Here is a 13913-nt window from a genome sequence, read left to right as displayed (position 1 = left end):
ACTCCTCCGGCCGCCGGTTGCCGGGGGCGGGCGGCGCCCGGTGGCGGCGACCAGGCAGGCTGGTGGGCATGCGTGAGCCATGGGTGGTCGGGGTGTCCGGGGCGTCCGGCACGCCGTACGCGGCGGCCGTCGTACGGGGGCTGCTCGACGCCGGGCAGCCGGTGGACCTGATCGTCTCCCGGGCGGCCCGGCTGACCCTGCTGGACGAGACCGGCCGCCCGTTCCGCGACGGGCACTGGGCCGAGGACCTCGCCACCTGGCTGGGCCGGGACCTGGCCGGCGCCGACGTGCGGCACTGGCCGGCCGGCGACCTCGCGGCCGGACCCAGCAGCGGTTCCTACCGGGTGCGCGGGATGGCGGTGGTGCCGGCGAGCACGGCGGCCTGCGCCGGCATCGCGATCGGGCTCTCCAAGGACCTGCTGCAGCGGGCGGCCGAGGTCAACCTCAAGGAGCGGCGGCCGGTGGTGGTGGTGCCCCGGGAGACCCCGGTGACCCGTAGCCACCTGGAGCACCTCATCGCGTTGCACGACGCCGGTGCGGTGGTGCTGCCGGCCAGCCCCGGCTTCTACGGCGCGGGTGCGTCGGCCTCCGCCGCGCAGCTGGTGGACTTCGTGGCCGGCAAGGTGCTGGACGCTCTCGGCGTACCGCACACCCTGTTCCGGCGCTGGTCGGGCGAGCTGGGCGCCGCCCGGGCCTGAGGCTCAGGCAGGACGCGGACCGGACCCGGCGCCCGGTCCGCGTGCCGATCTCCGTGCCATTCAGTACATCCCGGCGTTGGCGGGACCCGGCCCGGTCGAGGCGGTGGGGCCAACGTTGCGCGCTTTGCCCACGTCTTCCGCCTCGTCCAGCATGCCCTCCCCTTCAAGCAGGGCTCGCACCTCGGATTCCCGAAACCGGCGATGCCCGCCTGGAGTCCGGATGCTTCCTATCCGGCCCGCCGCTGCCCATCTCGTCACAGTCTTCGGGTCAACCCGAAACAGTGCGGCGACCTCTCCCGGTGTCAGCAGGCGATCTCCAGTGTCCACAGCCCCCTCCTCGCGTCGACGAAGCCCCCGGCTGAACACACTGCCCCCGGCCGGTGCGAGCCCAGAGCCGTCATGAGGGACGTATGGCAATTACAGCACCAGCGACCTGGCCTGTCCGCCAAACGCGAAAAACGCACTGAGTGGGAAGTTAGGAAATATTACCTGGACGACGCTCCCTTTACTCTGAGTCTGCAAACAGTTACACGTCGTTATGTTCAACGGATGCCGAACGCTCGGCGTTACGCCTCTGCGACTAGGGTCTACATTCCGTGGACGCCATCGACCTGAGCCTCGTGGAACTGTTGCGCGGCAACGCCCGCCTGTCCTACGCCGAACTGGCCCGACAGGTCGGCCTCTCCGCGCCCGCCGTGCACGAGCGGGTCGGCAAGCTGGAGTCTGGCGGGGTGATCCGGGCGTACCGGGCGGAGATCGAGCCCGAGGCGGTCGGGCTCGGCGTGACCGCGCTGATCGGCATCATCGAGGACTCCGGCGCCGACACCGACGACGTGCTGGAGGCGTTCCGGGCGATTCCCGAGATCGAGTCCTGCTACTTCATGGCCGGCGTCGAGTCGTTCCTGCTCAAGGCGCGGGTGACCACCATCGCCGAGTTGGAGCGGCTGATCGTGCGGTTGAACCGGACGCCGGGGGTGGCCTCCACCCGCACCGGCATCGCGCTGTCGACCAAGTGGGAGAACCGCCCGCAACCGGTCAGCCCGCCCCCCGCCTGACCGCCCCCGCCGGGCCGGCCCTGGCGCCCGGGTCGGCTCCGGCGCCCGCCGGGCTGTGGTGCCCCGGGTCAGGCCGGGTGCCGCCCGGTCGGTCGGGCTCTGGCGCGGCCCGGGGCGGCGGCGGTAGCGTGCGCCGATGAACACGCCCGCGCCCGGAGCCGCCGTGGTGACCGGCGCCGCCGGCGGTCTCGGCCGGGCGCTGGCCGCCGCGCTGCACGCCGACGGCTGGCCGGTGCTGCTCACCGATCTCGACCCGGCCGCGGTGGCCGCGGCCGCCGCCCCGCTCGGCGGCTGGTCCCGCCCGCTCGACGTGCGCGACGAGGCGGCCTGCGCGGACGTGGCCGCCGAGGCGGCCGGCCGGGGCGGCCTCGGGCTCTGGGTCAACAACGCCGGCATCCTGGTCACCGGGCCGTCCTGGGAGCACGACGCGGCGACCCGGCGGCGGATCGTCGAGGTGAACACCCTCGGCGCGATGAACGGCACCCTGGCCGCGCTGGCCGTGATGCGGGCCCAGGGGTACGGGCACGTGCTCAACGTCGTCTCGCTGGCCGGGCTGATCGCCGCTCCCGGCGAGACCGTCTACGCGGCCAGCAAGCACGCCCTGCTCGCGTTCAGCCTGGGCACGCTGGCCGACCTGCGGGCGGCCGGGCAGCGGGGCGTACATGTGTCGTGCCTGTGCCCGGACGGGATCTGGACGCCGATGCTGCACGACCGGCTGGACGACCCCGGCGCGGCGGTCTCCTTCACCGGCGCGCTGCTCACCCCGGAACGGGTGGCCGCGCGGGCCGTCCGGCTGGCCCGGCGGCCCCGGCCGGTGGTCAGCCTGCCGCGCTGGCGCGGCGCGCAGGTGCGGCTGCTGGACACGCTGCCCCGGCTCGCGCTCGGGCTGACCCCGGTGATCGGTGCGGTCGGTCGGGCCGGGCAGCGCCGGCAGCGCCGCCGGGGCGGGGCGGACCGGCCCTGACCGGCCTTGTTAGGTTTCCGGCGTGACTCATCTCGACCGGTGCGACGAGGCCAGCCGGGTCTGGGTGACCGAGGCGATCGCCACCGTGGAGGCCGACGCCAACCGGTCCGCCGACACCCACCTGCTGCCCTTCCCGCTGCCCAGGGAGTGGGGGATCGACCTCTACCTCAAGGACGAGTCGGTGCACCCCACCGGCTCGCTGAAGCACCGGCTGGCCCGTTCGCTCTTCCTGTACGGGCTCTGCAACGGCTGGATTGGCCCGGACACCACCATCGTGGAGGCCTCGTCCGGGTCGACCGCGGTCTCCGAGGCGTACTTCGCCCGGATGCTCGGGCTGCCGTTCATCGCGGTGATGCCGGCCTCCACCTCGCCCGAGAAGATCGCCCAGATCGAGTTCCAGGGCGGCCGCTGCCACCTCGTTGACGACCCGGCCAAGGTGGTTGTGGAGGCGCGCTGGCTGGCCGAGGACACCGGCGGGCACTTCATGGACCAGTTCACCTACGCCGAGCGGGCCACCGACTGGCGGGGCAACAACAACATCGCCGAGTCGATCTACGCGCAGCTCGCCCTGGAGCGGCACCCCGTGCCGGCCTGGATCGTGGTGGGCGCGGGCACCGGCGGCACCAGCGCCACCATCGGCCGGTACGCCCGGTACCGCCGGCTGCCCACGAAACTCTGCGTGGTCGACCCGGAGAACTCCGCGTTCTACCCGGCCTGGCAGGCGGCCGACTGGTCGGTCCGCACCGGCCGGGGCTCCCGGATCGAGGGGATCGGCCGGCCGAGTGTGGAGGCGTCCTTCCTGCCCTCGGTGGTCGACCGGATGGTCCAGGTGCCGGACGCCGCGTCGCTGGCGGCGATGCGGGCCGCCTCCGCGGTGCTCGGCCGGCGGGTGGGCGGCTCGACCGGCACCAACCTCTGGGGCGCGTTCGGGCTGATCGCCGGGATGCTCGCCGACGGCCGGCACGGCTCGGTGGTCACCCTGATCTGCGACGCCGGCGACCGGTACGCCGACACCTACTACGCCGACGGGTGGGTGGCCGCCCAGGGCCTCGACCTGGCCCCGCACCTGGCTACCGTCGAGCGCTTCCTGGCCACCGGCGCCTGGCCGGCCTGAGCCCCTCGGCTCAGCTCACCCCGGAGCGCTCGGCCAGGCCCGGGTAGCGCAGCACGTACCCGTCGGCGTCCAGGTCCAGGTCGCCGGCGTAGGTGTCGCTGGCGAACCGGACCCGCCCGGGGCCCAGAGCGGTGTAGACCTGCTCGGCGGGGACCACCAGCAGGCTCGGCACCAGCACCCAGGCGACGGTGATCCGGTGCGCGGTCTCCGGCGGCGCGTCGGTCAGCCCGAGCCGGCGTACCGGCAGGGTGTTGAAGAGCGCCGAACCGCCCAGGTCGATGTCGACCGCGTCGGCCAGCCGGTCCGGTTCGTCGGTGCCGGGCAGCCCGGCCGGTGGATTGCCGGCGGCGGTCAGCGCCGCGTCCAGGTCACCCTGCTCGGCGGTGGTCACCCGCCACCGGTCGGCCGCCCGCTCCATGCGTACGCTGCGCAGCCAGCCCGCCCCCTCGACCTCGATCTCGAGCCGGGTGCTCGCCCACCGCTCGTCGGTCGACAACTGGTAGCGGCAGGTGTAGGGGATGGGGTCCACGGCCAGCTGGGTGCCCCGTGCGGTCAGCCCCCGGGCGTCGTCGAACCGGGCGTGCTCGGCGCCGGCGGTGTCCGTCCGGGTCCAGAAGAGCGACTTCGGCATGGTCGGCATGAGCCGGACGTTACGCGACCCGGGACACGTCGGCAGGGCATGTGAAAACGCCGCCGCGGAGCCGGAGCTCCGCGACGGCGTCCATGGTCCGTCGACCGGTTCAGTGGGTACGCGCCGCCGGCCGGCCCCGCCGGTCGTCGCGCGGCCGGTCGTCCCGACCCCGGCCCTCCGGCCGGAACCCGCCCCGGTCGCCGAAGCGCCGCTCGCCCTGCGGCCGGTCGCCGTAGGTACGGCCGTCGGTCGGCCGGTCACCGTAGCGCCGCTCGCTCTGCGGGCGGTCCCCGAACCGGCGTTCGCCCTGGGGCCGGTCGCCGTAGGTGCGGCCGTCGGTCGGCCGGTCACCGTAGCGGCGTTCGCCTTGCGGCCGGTCGCCGTAGCGTCGGTCGCCCTGGGGCCGGTCGCCGTAGCGGCGTTCGCCCTGCGGGCGGTCGCCGTAGCGGCGCGGGCCGCCGGGCCGGTCGCCGTGCCGGCGGGGCTCCTCGGGCTCGTTGCGCACCGGCACGCCGCTCGGCTCGCGGGCGCCGGTCAGCTCGGCGAGCGCCGGGTCGCCGGCCCGCACCCGGGCCTGGGCCGGCTCCACGCCGGCCTTCTCCAGCATGGCGAGGGTGGTCCGGCGCTGCTTGGGCAGGACCAGGGTGGCCACCGCGCCCGACTCGCCGGCCCGGGCGGTGCGCCCGGCCCGGTGCAGGTAGTCCTTCGGGTCCTTGGGCGGGTCGACGTGCAGCACCAGCGACACCCCGTCCACGTGGATGCCCCGGGCCGCCACGTCCGTGGCGACCAGCACGTTCATCCGGCCCTCGCGGAACTCGGCCAGGGTGCGGGTACGCATCCGCTGGGTCTTGCCGCCGTGCAACCCGCCGGCCCGTACGCCAACCGCGGCCAGCTGCTCGACCAGCCGGTCCACGCCCAGCTGGGTCCGGGCGAAGACCATCGTCCGGCCCTCGCGGGCCGCGATCGACGCCGCCACCGGGAACTTGTCGTGCGGTGGGATCAGCAGCAGGTGGTGGTCCATGGTGGAGACCGATGCGGTGGACGGCGCGGTCGAGTGCGTGACCGGGTCGGTCATGAACCGCTTGACCAGCGCGTCGACATCACCGTCCAGAGTGGCCGAGAAGAGCAGCCGCTGGGTGCCGGCCGGGGTCTTGGCGAGCAGTTCGGTGACCTCCGGCAGGAAGCCCATGTCGGCCATCTGGTCGGCCTCGTCGAGCACGGTGACCTCGACGTCGTCGAGGCGGCAGACACCCCGGTCGATTAGGTCGCCGAGCCGCCCCGGGGTGGCCACGACGATCTCCACGCCGCGCCGCAGGGCGTCGATCTGCCGGTCGTACGGCACGCCGCCGACGGCGGTCTTGAGGAACACGCCGACCGCCTTGCCGAGCGGCAGCAGCGCGTCGTTGACCTGCATGGCCAGTTCCCGGGTCGGCACCAGGACCAGGGCCCGCGGGTGCAGCGGCCGGGCCCGCTCGCCGGCGGCGACCCGGGCGAGCAGCGGCAGGCCGAAGGCGAGGGTCTTGCCGGAGCCGGTCTGGCCCCGGCCGAGGACGTCCCGGCCGGCGAGCGCGTCCGGCACGGTGGCGGTCTGAATCTCGAACGGCGTGGTGATGCCCTGTCGGGCCAGCGCGCGGACCAGCGGCTGGGGCAGCCCCAGCGCGGCGAAGTCGGGGGTCGGGGTGGCGTCCACCGGCTCGGCGGCCGGCTCGGCGGCGGTCACCGCGGCGGCCTGCTCGATGGTCTCCCCGATGGGGGCGTCGAAGGCGGACGGAAACGTGCTGGGATCAGCAAAGGTGGTCAAGAAATGCCTTTCGAGCGGGGCGCATCTTCGCGATGGCCGGTCGCGGCTGAACGCCGCCGAATCGCCCGCAAGATCGCCCATGGGCGCGCAGGACGCGCGCCGGGTCAGTGATCTCCACAAGTGTACGGCGGCGCGACCGGTCCGCACGGCGGCGCGGAGCCGTAGTGGGCGGGCTCACCATCGCCGCCCGCCGTCCGGGTCAGCCGTTCAGGACGCCGCCCACCAACCCGTCCATGGCATCGTTCGCGAGCAGTACGACCAGCACGCTGATCGCCACCAGCAGGCCCAGCGAGGCGGCCAGGACGATGACCACCCGGGCGGTGCTGGACCGCTCGGCGGCCGGGGAGTCGGCCCAGCCCTGGGCCAGGATGTGTCCGGTCAGCGAGCCCGAGTTCTCCAGCGGGTTGCCGGCCGGGAAGGACACCGTAACGAAGCCCGGTCCCTCGGTGCCGGCGCCGTAGACCGTGCCGGCCAGATCCGGCCCGCCGTCGTACCGGCCGGGCTGGCCGGACGCGCTGGCCGGGTGGGTGGCCGACCAGGGAGCGGCTCCGCCGGACGCGCCCGGGTTGAGCCCGCTGGCGCGGTCGTCCCGCCGGTCGGCGGGGGCGGTCGGCGGCGGCCAGGCCGGCAGCGCCGGTGCGGGCACCACGGGCGGCACCGGGACCGACGGCGCCGCGGCCGGCGGTGTGGCCGGCGGGGCGGACGCCGAGGGCGACGTGGCTGGCGGCGCGGACACCGACGGCGGTGTGGCGGGCGGGCCCGACACCGGGGGCGGGAAGCTGACCGAAGCGGTGGCCGGCGGTGTGGACGAGGGCGGCCCCGACACCGGCGGGGCGGAGGTGGGTACCGGGGCGGCCGGTGCCCCGGAGACGGGCGCCGCCGGGACGGACGCTGCCCCGCGCGGGGCGGGCGCGGCGCCGTGCGGGGCGGGCGCGGCGCCGTGCGGGCCGGCCGGGTTGGAGACCGGTGCGGTCGCCCGGGCGGTGAAGACCGGTGGCTGTCCCGGCGCGGCGGAGGTGGCCGGCGGTGGCGGGAACGGCGGGGCCGGCGTCGGCCCGGGCGGCGGCGGAGGCGGCGGCACCGGCGGACCGGGCGGTGGCGCCGGCGGTCCGGGCAGCGGCGGCACCGGACCGGGCGGGGTGGGGCCCGGCTTCGGCGGCACCGGGCCGGGCGGGTAGGGCCCGGGGGTCGGCGGCGTCGGGCGCGGCACGGGCGGGGAGGGCGCGGGCGGCTTCGGCCCGGGTACGGGCGGCACTGGCGCGGGCGCCGGCTCCGGCTCGGGAGTGGGCGGCTTCGGCGGCTGGGCCGGCTCCGGCGGCTGGGCGGGCTCGGGCGGCTCCGGGTTGACCGGTCCGGCCCGGTAGACCTTTGCCGCGCCGGCGCGGCCGTCGGCGGCCAGTTCGACCTCGTCGGCCGAGATCCGGCTGGCGCCGGGGACGGCGGCGCTGGCCCGGGCCGGAGCCCCGGTGCGCTGGCCCGGAACGGCGGGCGCGACGGGGGTGGCCGAGGCGGTGGCCCGGTAGGTGGTGGCGCCGGCCGCCGGGGGCGACGCCCCGCCGTCCGGCGGGGTGACGGCGCTCGCGACGCTCACCCGCGCGCTCGCCCGGGCGGCGCCGCCGGACAGCGCCCCGGCGCCGATCGGACCGGCCGTGTCCGGTGCACCCGCGATCGGCGTGCCGTGCCGGTCGGCGGCCGGCGCGGCCTCCCCACCAGCGGCTTCCTCGGCCGCGCCCACCCCGGCGGCGGCTGGCTCGCCTTCTTCGGCAGCGGCTGACTCGGCCGTCACGGCGGGCGCCGACCCGGCCACCTCGGGGCGGGCCGGCTCGGCCTTCACGGCGGGCACCGACCCGGCCGCCTCGGCGGGGGCAGGCTCGGCCACCTCGGCGGGGGTCGGCGCGGCCTTAACGTCGGGGGTCGGCTCGGCCTCTTCGACGGCGGCTCGATCAGCGTCCTCGGTGGCCGTGCCGGGTTCGTCGGTGGTCGGCCCGGCCTCGGCGGGGGACGGCTCGGCGGGGGACGGCCGGACGGCGGGCGGCTCGGCCGACTTTCGAGCCGTCACCTCGGCCCGGTCGGCCGGGCCCGGCGCGTCGTCGACCGGCTCCGCCGGAACCTGCTGATCGGCCATGTGCTCGCCCTCCGCGCCACGCTCGCACCCGGATCCGCGGCGACGGTCCGGGCGTGCCTGACTGTCACCGTGCCACATTCCGCCCCGACCGCACAGCCGGAGTCCGTTCCGCGCCGATAAGCGCCCTCGCCCGAGCCGGCCGGGCGCCGGCCTAGCTGCTGGCGCTCGCGCTCACCGAACCGCTCGCCGTGCTCTCGCTGGCCTCCGGGTCGCCGCTCACCGAGGCGCTGGCCGGGGCCGACGTGGTCGTCTCGTCCGGGGACGGCGCGGCCGAGGTCTGCGAGCCGGTCGGGCTCGGCGAGGTGGTGCCGGTGGGCGTGGGGGTCGGGGACGGGGTGGTCGGCGTCGGCTTGGGCGGCCGGGTCGGCGTCGTGCCCGGCTGGGTGGGCCCCGGCTTGCCCGTCTCGGTCGGCTTCGGGGTGCTCGGCTTGGTCGTGGTCGGGCTTGGGGTCGGGGTCGGGGCGGTGGTCGGCGCGGGCACCGCACCGATCACCCGGGTGGCCGCGTAGAGCCGGGACCAGCGGACCGTGGAGATCTTGACGACGTCGCCGGTGGTCGGGGCGTGCACCATCTTGCCGCCGCCGATGTACATCCCCACGTGGTGGATGCTCGTCCAGCTGCTGCCCGAGGCGAAGAAGAGCAGGTCGCCGGGGAGCAGTGCGGTGCGGGCCACCGTCCGGGAGCGGGTCGCGTAGTACTGGTCGCGGGAGACCCGGGGCAGGGCGTGGTAGCCCGCCGAGCGGTACGCGGCCCACATCAGCCCGGAGCAGTCGAACCGGTCCGGTCCCTCGGCCGCCCAGAGGTAGGGATCACCGAGCTGTGCCTTGGCGTACGCCACCGCGGCCAGCGCCATCGGGTGCGCGGCCAGCCCGTTGACCGTCTCGTTGGCGAGGTAGCCCGCGCCGAGCCGCTGCTCGGCCGCCTCCTGCTGCTTCTCGATCTCGACCAGCTGCGCGGCGTTGTCCTTGCGCAGCTTGAGCAGCTTGGCCTCCTCGGCGCGGAGGGCTTGCTCGGTGCTGGCGTACTCCTGCTGGGCGCCCCGAGCTCGGGAGTCGGCCGCCAGCCACGCCTGGTAGGCCACCTGCTCGCCGGTGCGGGCCCGGGACAGCTCGCCGTCGGCGGCGGTGGTGCCGCCTTCGGCCTTCTCTCCCCGGGTGATCCGGGAGAGCCGGTTCAGGTCGTGCAGGTCGGAGGCGAACCCGCCGGGCGGCAGGGCCGCGGCGGCCTTGAGTGCGTCGGCCGCGGCGACGTCCGCGCCCTGCTGCGCCCGGGCGAGCGCGTCCCGGGCGAGGTCGAGGTCCCGCCTGGCCGTGGCCAGCTGGCCTTCCGCGTCGGTGCGCTTCTGCCGCAGCAGCAGCAGCTGGTCGCCGAGCTGGCCGACCCGCACCTCGGCCGCGTAGATCGCGCTGGCCAGGGGGCCGTTGCCCAGGTTGGACACCGGTGCGCCGGGAGTGCCGGGCAGGCCGGGGACCGGCGCGCCGCCGGGCAGTCGCAGCGCCCCGCTGTAGGTGGGACGGGCGCCGGTGTCGGGGACGCTGGTGGGCAGCCCCGGCTCCGCGTAGGACGGGCTGGCCAGCACCGCGGCGGCCACCGCGCCGAGCAGGGCGGACCAGAGCGCCGGCCGTAACACCGGCGAGATCACCGGCCGCCGTCGTCCGTGTCGCCGCCCGCGCCCGCTGTCGACCATTCCGCTCCCCGTCCGGTGCTGCCGCCGCGCTCGGTGGACGCGGCCGTGCGGACGCTACCAGTGTGTGTCGCGTCCCATCCTGTCTTACCGCACGGAGGCAGCGATGTCGATGCATGGCCAGGTAACGGCAGGCTGAGAGTTCGGTGAGCGCGGGCACCCGCGTCGACCGTGCCGGAGACCGTCGGCGGGGGCGACGTAGGCTCGATCCCGACCTGCAGGTGGAAGGGACGTGGCTTTCGATGGACGCCGGACTCAAGCGGGAGCTCGAAGCGAAGGTGTACGCCGGGGAGCGGCTGACCCGGGAGGACGGCATCGCTCTCTACTCCAGCGACGACCTGGTCTGGCTGGGGCGGCTGGCGCACCACCGGCGTACCGAGCTCAACGGCGACCGGGTCATGTTCAACGTCAACCGGCACCTGAACCTGACCAACGTCTGCTCCGCCTCCTGCGCGTACTGCTCGTTCCAGCGCAAGCCGGGCGAGAAGGACGCCTACACGATGCGCATCGACGAGGCGGTCCGCAAGGCCAAGGAGATGGAGGACGAGCAGCTCACCGAGCTGCACATCGTCAACGGCCTGCACCCCACGCTGCCCTGGCGCTACTACCCGAAGGTGCTGCGCGAGCTGAAGGCCGCGCTGCCGAACGTCAAGCTCAAGGCGTTCACCGCGACCGAGGTGCAGTGGTTCGAGAAGATCAGCGGGCTGGGCGCGGACGAGATCCTCGACGAGCTGATGGACGCCGGCCTGGAGTCGCTGACCGGTGGCGGCGCGGAGATCTTCGACTGGGAGGTCCGGCAGCACATCGTCGACCACGCCTGCCACTGGGAGGACTGGTCGCGGATCCACCGGCTGGCCCACGCGAAGGGCATGAAGACCCCGTCGACCATGCTCTACGGGCACATCGAGGAGCCCCGGCACCGGGTCGACCACGTGCTGCGGCTGCGCGAGCTGCAGGACGAGACCGGCGGCTTCGTGGTCTTCATCCCGCTGCGCTACCAGCACGACTTCGTCGATTCGGCGGACGGCAAGATCCGCAACCGGATCCAGGCCCGGACCACGATGGCCTCCCCGGCCGAGTCGCTGAAGACGTTCGCGGTCTCCCGGCTGCTGTTCGACAACGTTCCGCACGTGAAGTGCTTCTGGGTCATGCACGGGCTGTCGGTCGCCCAGCTCTCGCTCAACTTCGGCGTCGACGACCTGGACGGCTCGGTGGTCGAATACAAGATCACCCACGACGCCGACGCGTACGGCACCCCGAACACGATGCACCGGGACGACCTGCTGCACCTGATCTGGGACGCCGGCTTCCAGCCGGTGGAGCGGAACACCCGCTACGAGGTGGTCCGCGAGTACGACACCGCGCCGTCGCTGGCCGAGCGCCGCGCCGAGCCGCAGCGGGTCTGGGCTTGAGAGACTGTCGGGACACCCCGGATCGCGGCCTGGACTCCGCCTCGCTCGCCCCGGGGTGTCCCGACAGTCGTTGAGCCGGCACGTACCCTCGTAGGCAATGACCGAGCAGCAGAGCGGCTTCCCGCGGCGCGACGCCGAGGGCCGCATCCGTACCCTGGGTGACCTGCTCGGGGTGAGCCTGGCCGGGCTGGTCATCGGCGTGCTGGCGCTGGTGCTCTTCGACTGGGTGTTCGCCCTGGTCGGCGACGGCGACTTCGGCCGGGCCAACGGCTGGCTGGCGGTGATCCTGCCGGCCTGGCTGTTCTGGGACGATTTCCGGGCCTGGGCGTTCGGCGCGGCCCGGGTGGTGGCGGCGCTGCTGGCCGCCGCGGTCGGGGTGGTCGCCGGGCTGGTGGTGGCCGGCCTGGTCGCCGGCCTGCCGCCGCTGGCGTCCGGCGCGCTGGCCGCGACCGCATTCACGCTCGGCTACGCGGTGGTGTGGTTCCCGGGCGTGCGCTGGCTGGCCCGTCGGACGGGCTGAGGCTTCCGCCGGTGATCCCGGCGGTGGAGAACGGAGTGGGAAAGTGAGCGCGAGGAGTGCGCCGGGTCTGCCAGCCCCGCAGTCGCGAACTGGGCTGGCGTCGTGAGCGCGGCGGTAAAGTACACGCTGGCCCGGATCGGCCTGTTCGTCGTCGTGCTGGCGGCGCTCTGGCTGGTCGACATGAACGTCTTCCTGAAGCTGATGCTGGCGCTCGCCTTCTCCGCTGCGGCCTCCTTCTTCCTGCTGCGCGGCTGGCGCGACGAGATGGCCGAGGAGATGGCCACCGCCGCCGAGCGCCGCCGGGCCGAGAAGGAACGTCTCCGCGCCGCCCTCGCCGGCGAGGACCAGCCCGCCACCTCCGACCGCCCGGATCCCGACTCCACCAAGTGACCAAGAGGTTCGCGTCACCGGCCGTGCCGGGATGACGCGAACCTCTTGATCGACAAGGGGATCGGGTGGCCGGTCAGGTCACCAGTTGGTGGAGCCGGCGACCTGGGGCCACGCGACGTCGGTGGGCTTGATCAGGTAGACGATGCCGCCCGGACCGCCGGAGACGCCCCCGCTGGCGTTGATCCGCTGGGTGCGCAGCCAGATCTGCTCGAACTGCTCCCGCGGGTAGACGTTGCGCACCACGTCGTTGCTGGACGAGGCGGGGTCGTTCACGATCACGTCGCCGTCGGCGGTGAAGCCGACCACCACGAAGAGGTGACCGGAGGTGCCGTAGTTGGCCCCGTCCAGCTCACTGGCGAGGAAGGACTGGCTGGTGACCACCGGGATGCCGGCGGCGATGAAACGCTCCAGCTCGTCCAGCGAGTGCAGCCGGGTCACCCGACCCTCCATGCCCGGGAAGCTGGCCGCGTAGGCGGTGTTGAACGGCCAGTTCCCGGCGCCCTCGTAGGCGTAGTCGTAGACCATCCGGGCGGCGTGGTTCACCGTCGGGTCCGGGTAGGTCGGGTCGACCCACGCGGTGTCCTCCGCGGATGCCCGCCGGCCCCAGTACTCGATCACCATCGTGGTGGAGGTGGGGGAGCACCAGGCCTGCCCGCCGCCGTCGTACTCGGGGTAGTGGCCGGCGTGGATGTTCTGCGAGTAGCGCGGCACCGCCAGCTCGGTGCCCCAGGCGATCCCGCCGGCGCTGGGCGTGACGGTGAACCGGTCGGGCACGAACGAGGACATCGCCCCGACCATCCGGACGACGGGTGACGCGGTCTGCGCCGGGTCCCGGTAGAGGGTCACCCGCAGCTGGTAGGCCCGCAGCAGCACCCCGGCCGTCTCGTCGTTGATCGAGAACGTGTCGGTCCAGATGGTGGACCACTTGTCGCCCTGCTTGTTGACCGTGGTGCGCTTGATGTCGCCGTCGCCCGAGGCCCAGCGGCTCATGACGTACCAGGGGGTCTGCCGGCCGGTGGAGTAGGTGCCCTGCAGCTCGACCTGGAGCCAGCTGCCGGCGGGGGTGTCCGCGTTCCAGGAGGCGACCAGTTCGCTCGCGTCGAAGCCGATGTCGGTGACCGGCGAGGTCCAGGTGCCGTACGCGTAGGACCGCTTGGTCTTGTCGTACGGGTCCTTGTAGGCGATCGTGCCGACCGGCGAGCCGAGGGTGAGGCCGGCGGGGGTGACCACGGTGCCGGCGGCGGTGCCGGCCTGCCAGTCGGTGGCTCCCGCCCAGTCGTGGTAGGTGATCTGCTCGTCGTGGGCGACCGTCGTGGCGACCGGCGCGGCGCCGACGGGTGCCGTCGTGCCGAGGAGGGCGAGCGCGGTGACGCCGGCGAGGACGGCCGCGGATAGACGTGGTCTGGGCATCGCTACTCCACAGGGAGAGAGGTGGGGCATCGTTGCCGGTCAGTCTCCCGCTCGCAAGGAAGTTTCGCCATAGGTCGACAGATGGAAAATCCTTGCCGGTGTGAGGATC

General features: G+C 74.5%; 13 protein-coding genes. 7 read left to right on the top strand and 6 right to left on the bottom strand.

The window, feature by feature from the left end; translation table 11 throughout:
* The first annotated feature begins 68 nt into the window (after window positions 1-68).
* Window positions 69-698, top strand: a complete 630-nt coding sequence (locus ACVCAH_RS04730; RefSeq protein ID WP_447134792.1) for a UbiX family flavin prenyltransferase — start codon at window positions 69-71, stop codon at window positions 696-698.
* Between the two features lie 60 nt (window positions 699-758).
* On the opposite strand, the gene ACVCAH_RS04725 is transcribed toward ACVCAH_RS04730, so the two are convergent.
* Window positions 759-1025 (bottom strand): BldC family transcriptional regulator, encoded by a 267-nt coding sequence (locus ACVCAH_RS04725; RefSeq protein ID WP_447134791.1) that lies wholly within the window; start codon window positions 1023-1025, stop codon window positions 759-761.
* Between the two features lie 269 nt (window positions 1026-1294).
* Between ACVCAH_RS04725 and ACVCAH_RS04720 the strand changes: the two genes are divergently transcribed.
* From ACVCAH_RS04720 to ACVCAH_RS04710, 3 genes are all read left to right on the top strand, one after another.
* Window positions 1295-1753 (top strand): Lrp/AsnC family transcriptional regulator, encoded by a 459-nt coding sequence (locus ACVCAH_RS04720; RefSeq protein ID WP_447134790.1) that lies wholly within the window; start codon window positions 1295-1297, stop codon window positions 1751-1753.
* A gap of 136 nt (window positions 1754-1889) precedes the next feature.
* Window positions 1890-2717, top strand: coding sequence for an SDR family NAD(P)-dependent oxidoreductase (locus ACVCAH_RS04715; protein ID WP_447134789.1), 828 nt, complete (start codon window positions 1890-1892; stop codon window positions 2715-2717).
* Between the two features lie 22 nt (window positions 2718-2739).
* Window positions 2740-3831 carry a PLP-dependent cysteine synthase family protein gene (locus tag ACVCAH_RS04710; protein ID WP_447134788.1) on the top strand — a complete coding sequence of 364 codons (1092 nt, stop codon included), beginning with the start codon at window positions 2740-2742 and terminating at the stop codon, window positions 3829-3831.
* A gap of 10 nt (window positions 3832-3841) precedes the next feature.
* Here the strand turns inward: ACVCAH_RS04710 and ACVCAH_RS04705 are convergent, their stop codons facing one another.
* The 4 genes from ACVCAH_RS04705 to ACVCAH_RS04690 all read right to left on the bottom strand — a co-directional run bounded on the left by ACVCAH_RS04705 (window position 3842) and on the right by ACVCAH_RS04690 (window position 10075).
* Window positions 3842-4471, bottom strand: a complete 630-nt coding sequence (locus ACVCAH_RS04705; protein WP_447134787.1) for a putative glycolipid-binding domain-containing protein — start codon at window positions 4469-4471, stop codon at window positions 3842-3844.
* Between the two features lie 100 nt (window positions 4472-4571).
* On the bottom strand, window positions 4572-6263 hold the full coding sequence (locus ACVCAH_RS04700) for a DEAD/DEAH box helicase (protein WP_447134786.1): 1692 nt from the start codon (window positions 6261-6263) through the stop codon (window positions 4572-4574).
* A 199-nt stretch (window positions 6264-6462) separates the two neighbouring features.
* Complete coding sequence (locus ACVCAH_RS04695) at window positions 6463-8388, bottom strand: hypothetical protein (RefSeq protein WP_447134785.1); 1926 nt, start codon at window positions 8386-8388, stop codon at window positions 6463-6465.
* Window positions 8389-8539: 151 nt separating this feature from the next.
* Window positions 8540-10075: a C40 family peptidase gene (locus ACVCAH_RS04690; protein WP_447134784.1), complete on the bottom strand. Its 1536-nt coding sequence runs from the start codon at window positions 10073-10075 to the stop codon at window positions 8540-8542.
* 239 nt (window positions 10076-10314) lie between these two features.
* Between ACVCAH_RS04690 and mqnE the strand changes: the two genes are divergently transcribed.
* The 3 genes from mqnE to ACVCAH_RS04675 all read left to right on the top strand — a co-directional run bounded on the left by mqnE (window position 10315) and on the right by ACVCAH_RS04675 (window position 12394).
* Window positions 10315-11484, top strand: a complete 1170-nt coding sequence (mqnE, locus tag ACVCAH_RS04685; protein WP_447134783.1) for an aminofutalosine synthase MqnE — start codon at window positions 10315-10317, stop codon at window positions 11482-11484.
* 97 nt (window positions 11485-11581) lie between these two features.
* On the top strand, window positions 11582-12004 hold the full coding sequence (locus tag ACVCAH_RS04680) for a hypothetical protein (RefSeq protein ID WP_447134782.1): 423 nt from the start codon (window positions 11582-11584) through the stop codon (window positions 12002-12004).
* A 102-nt stretch (window positions 12005-12106) separates the two neighbouring features.
* Window positions 12107-12394, top strand: a complete 288-nt coding sequence (locus ACVCAH_RS04675) for a DUF4229 domain-containing protein (RefSeq protein ID WP_447134781.1) — start codon at window positions 12107-12109, stop codon at window positions 12392-12394.
* 78 nt (window positions 12395-12472) lie between these two features.
* Here the strand turns inward: ACVCAH_RS04675 and ACVCAH_RS04670 are convergent, their stop codons facing one another.
* Window positions 12473-13804 (bottom strand): peptidase C39 family protein, encoded by a 1332-nt coding sequence (locus ACVCAH_RS04670; RefSeq protein WP_447134780.1) that lies wholly within the window; start codon window positions 13802-13804, stop codon window positions 12473-12475.
* Between the last annotated feature and the right edge of the window lie 109 nt (window positions 13805-13913).

Source organism: Micromonospora sp. LZ34 (assembly GCF_052981855.1).
Note: the sequence above shows the minus strand (reverse complement) of the source record. Positions and strands in the feature narration are given on the sequence as shown.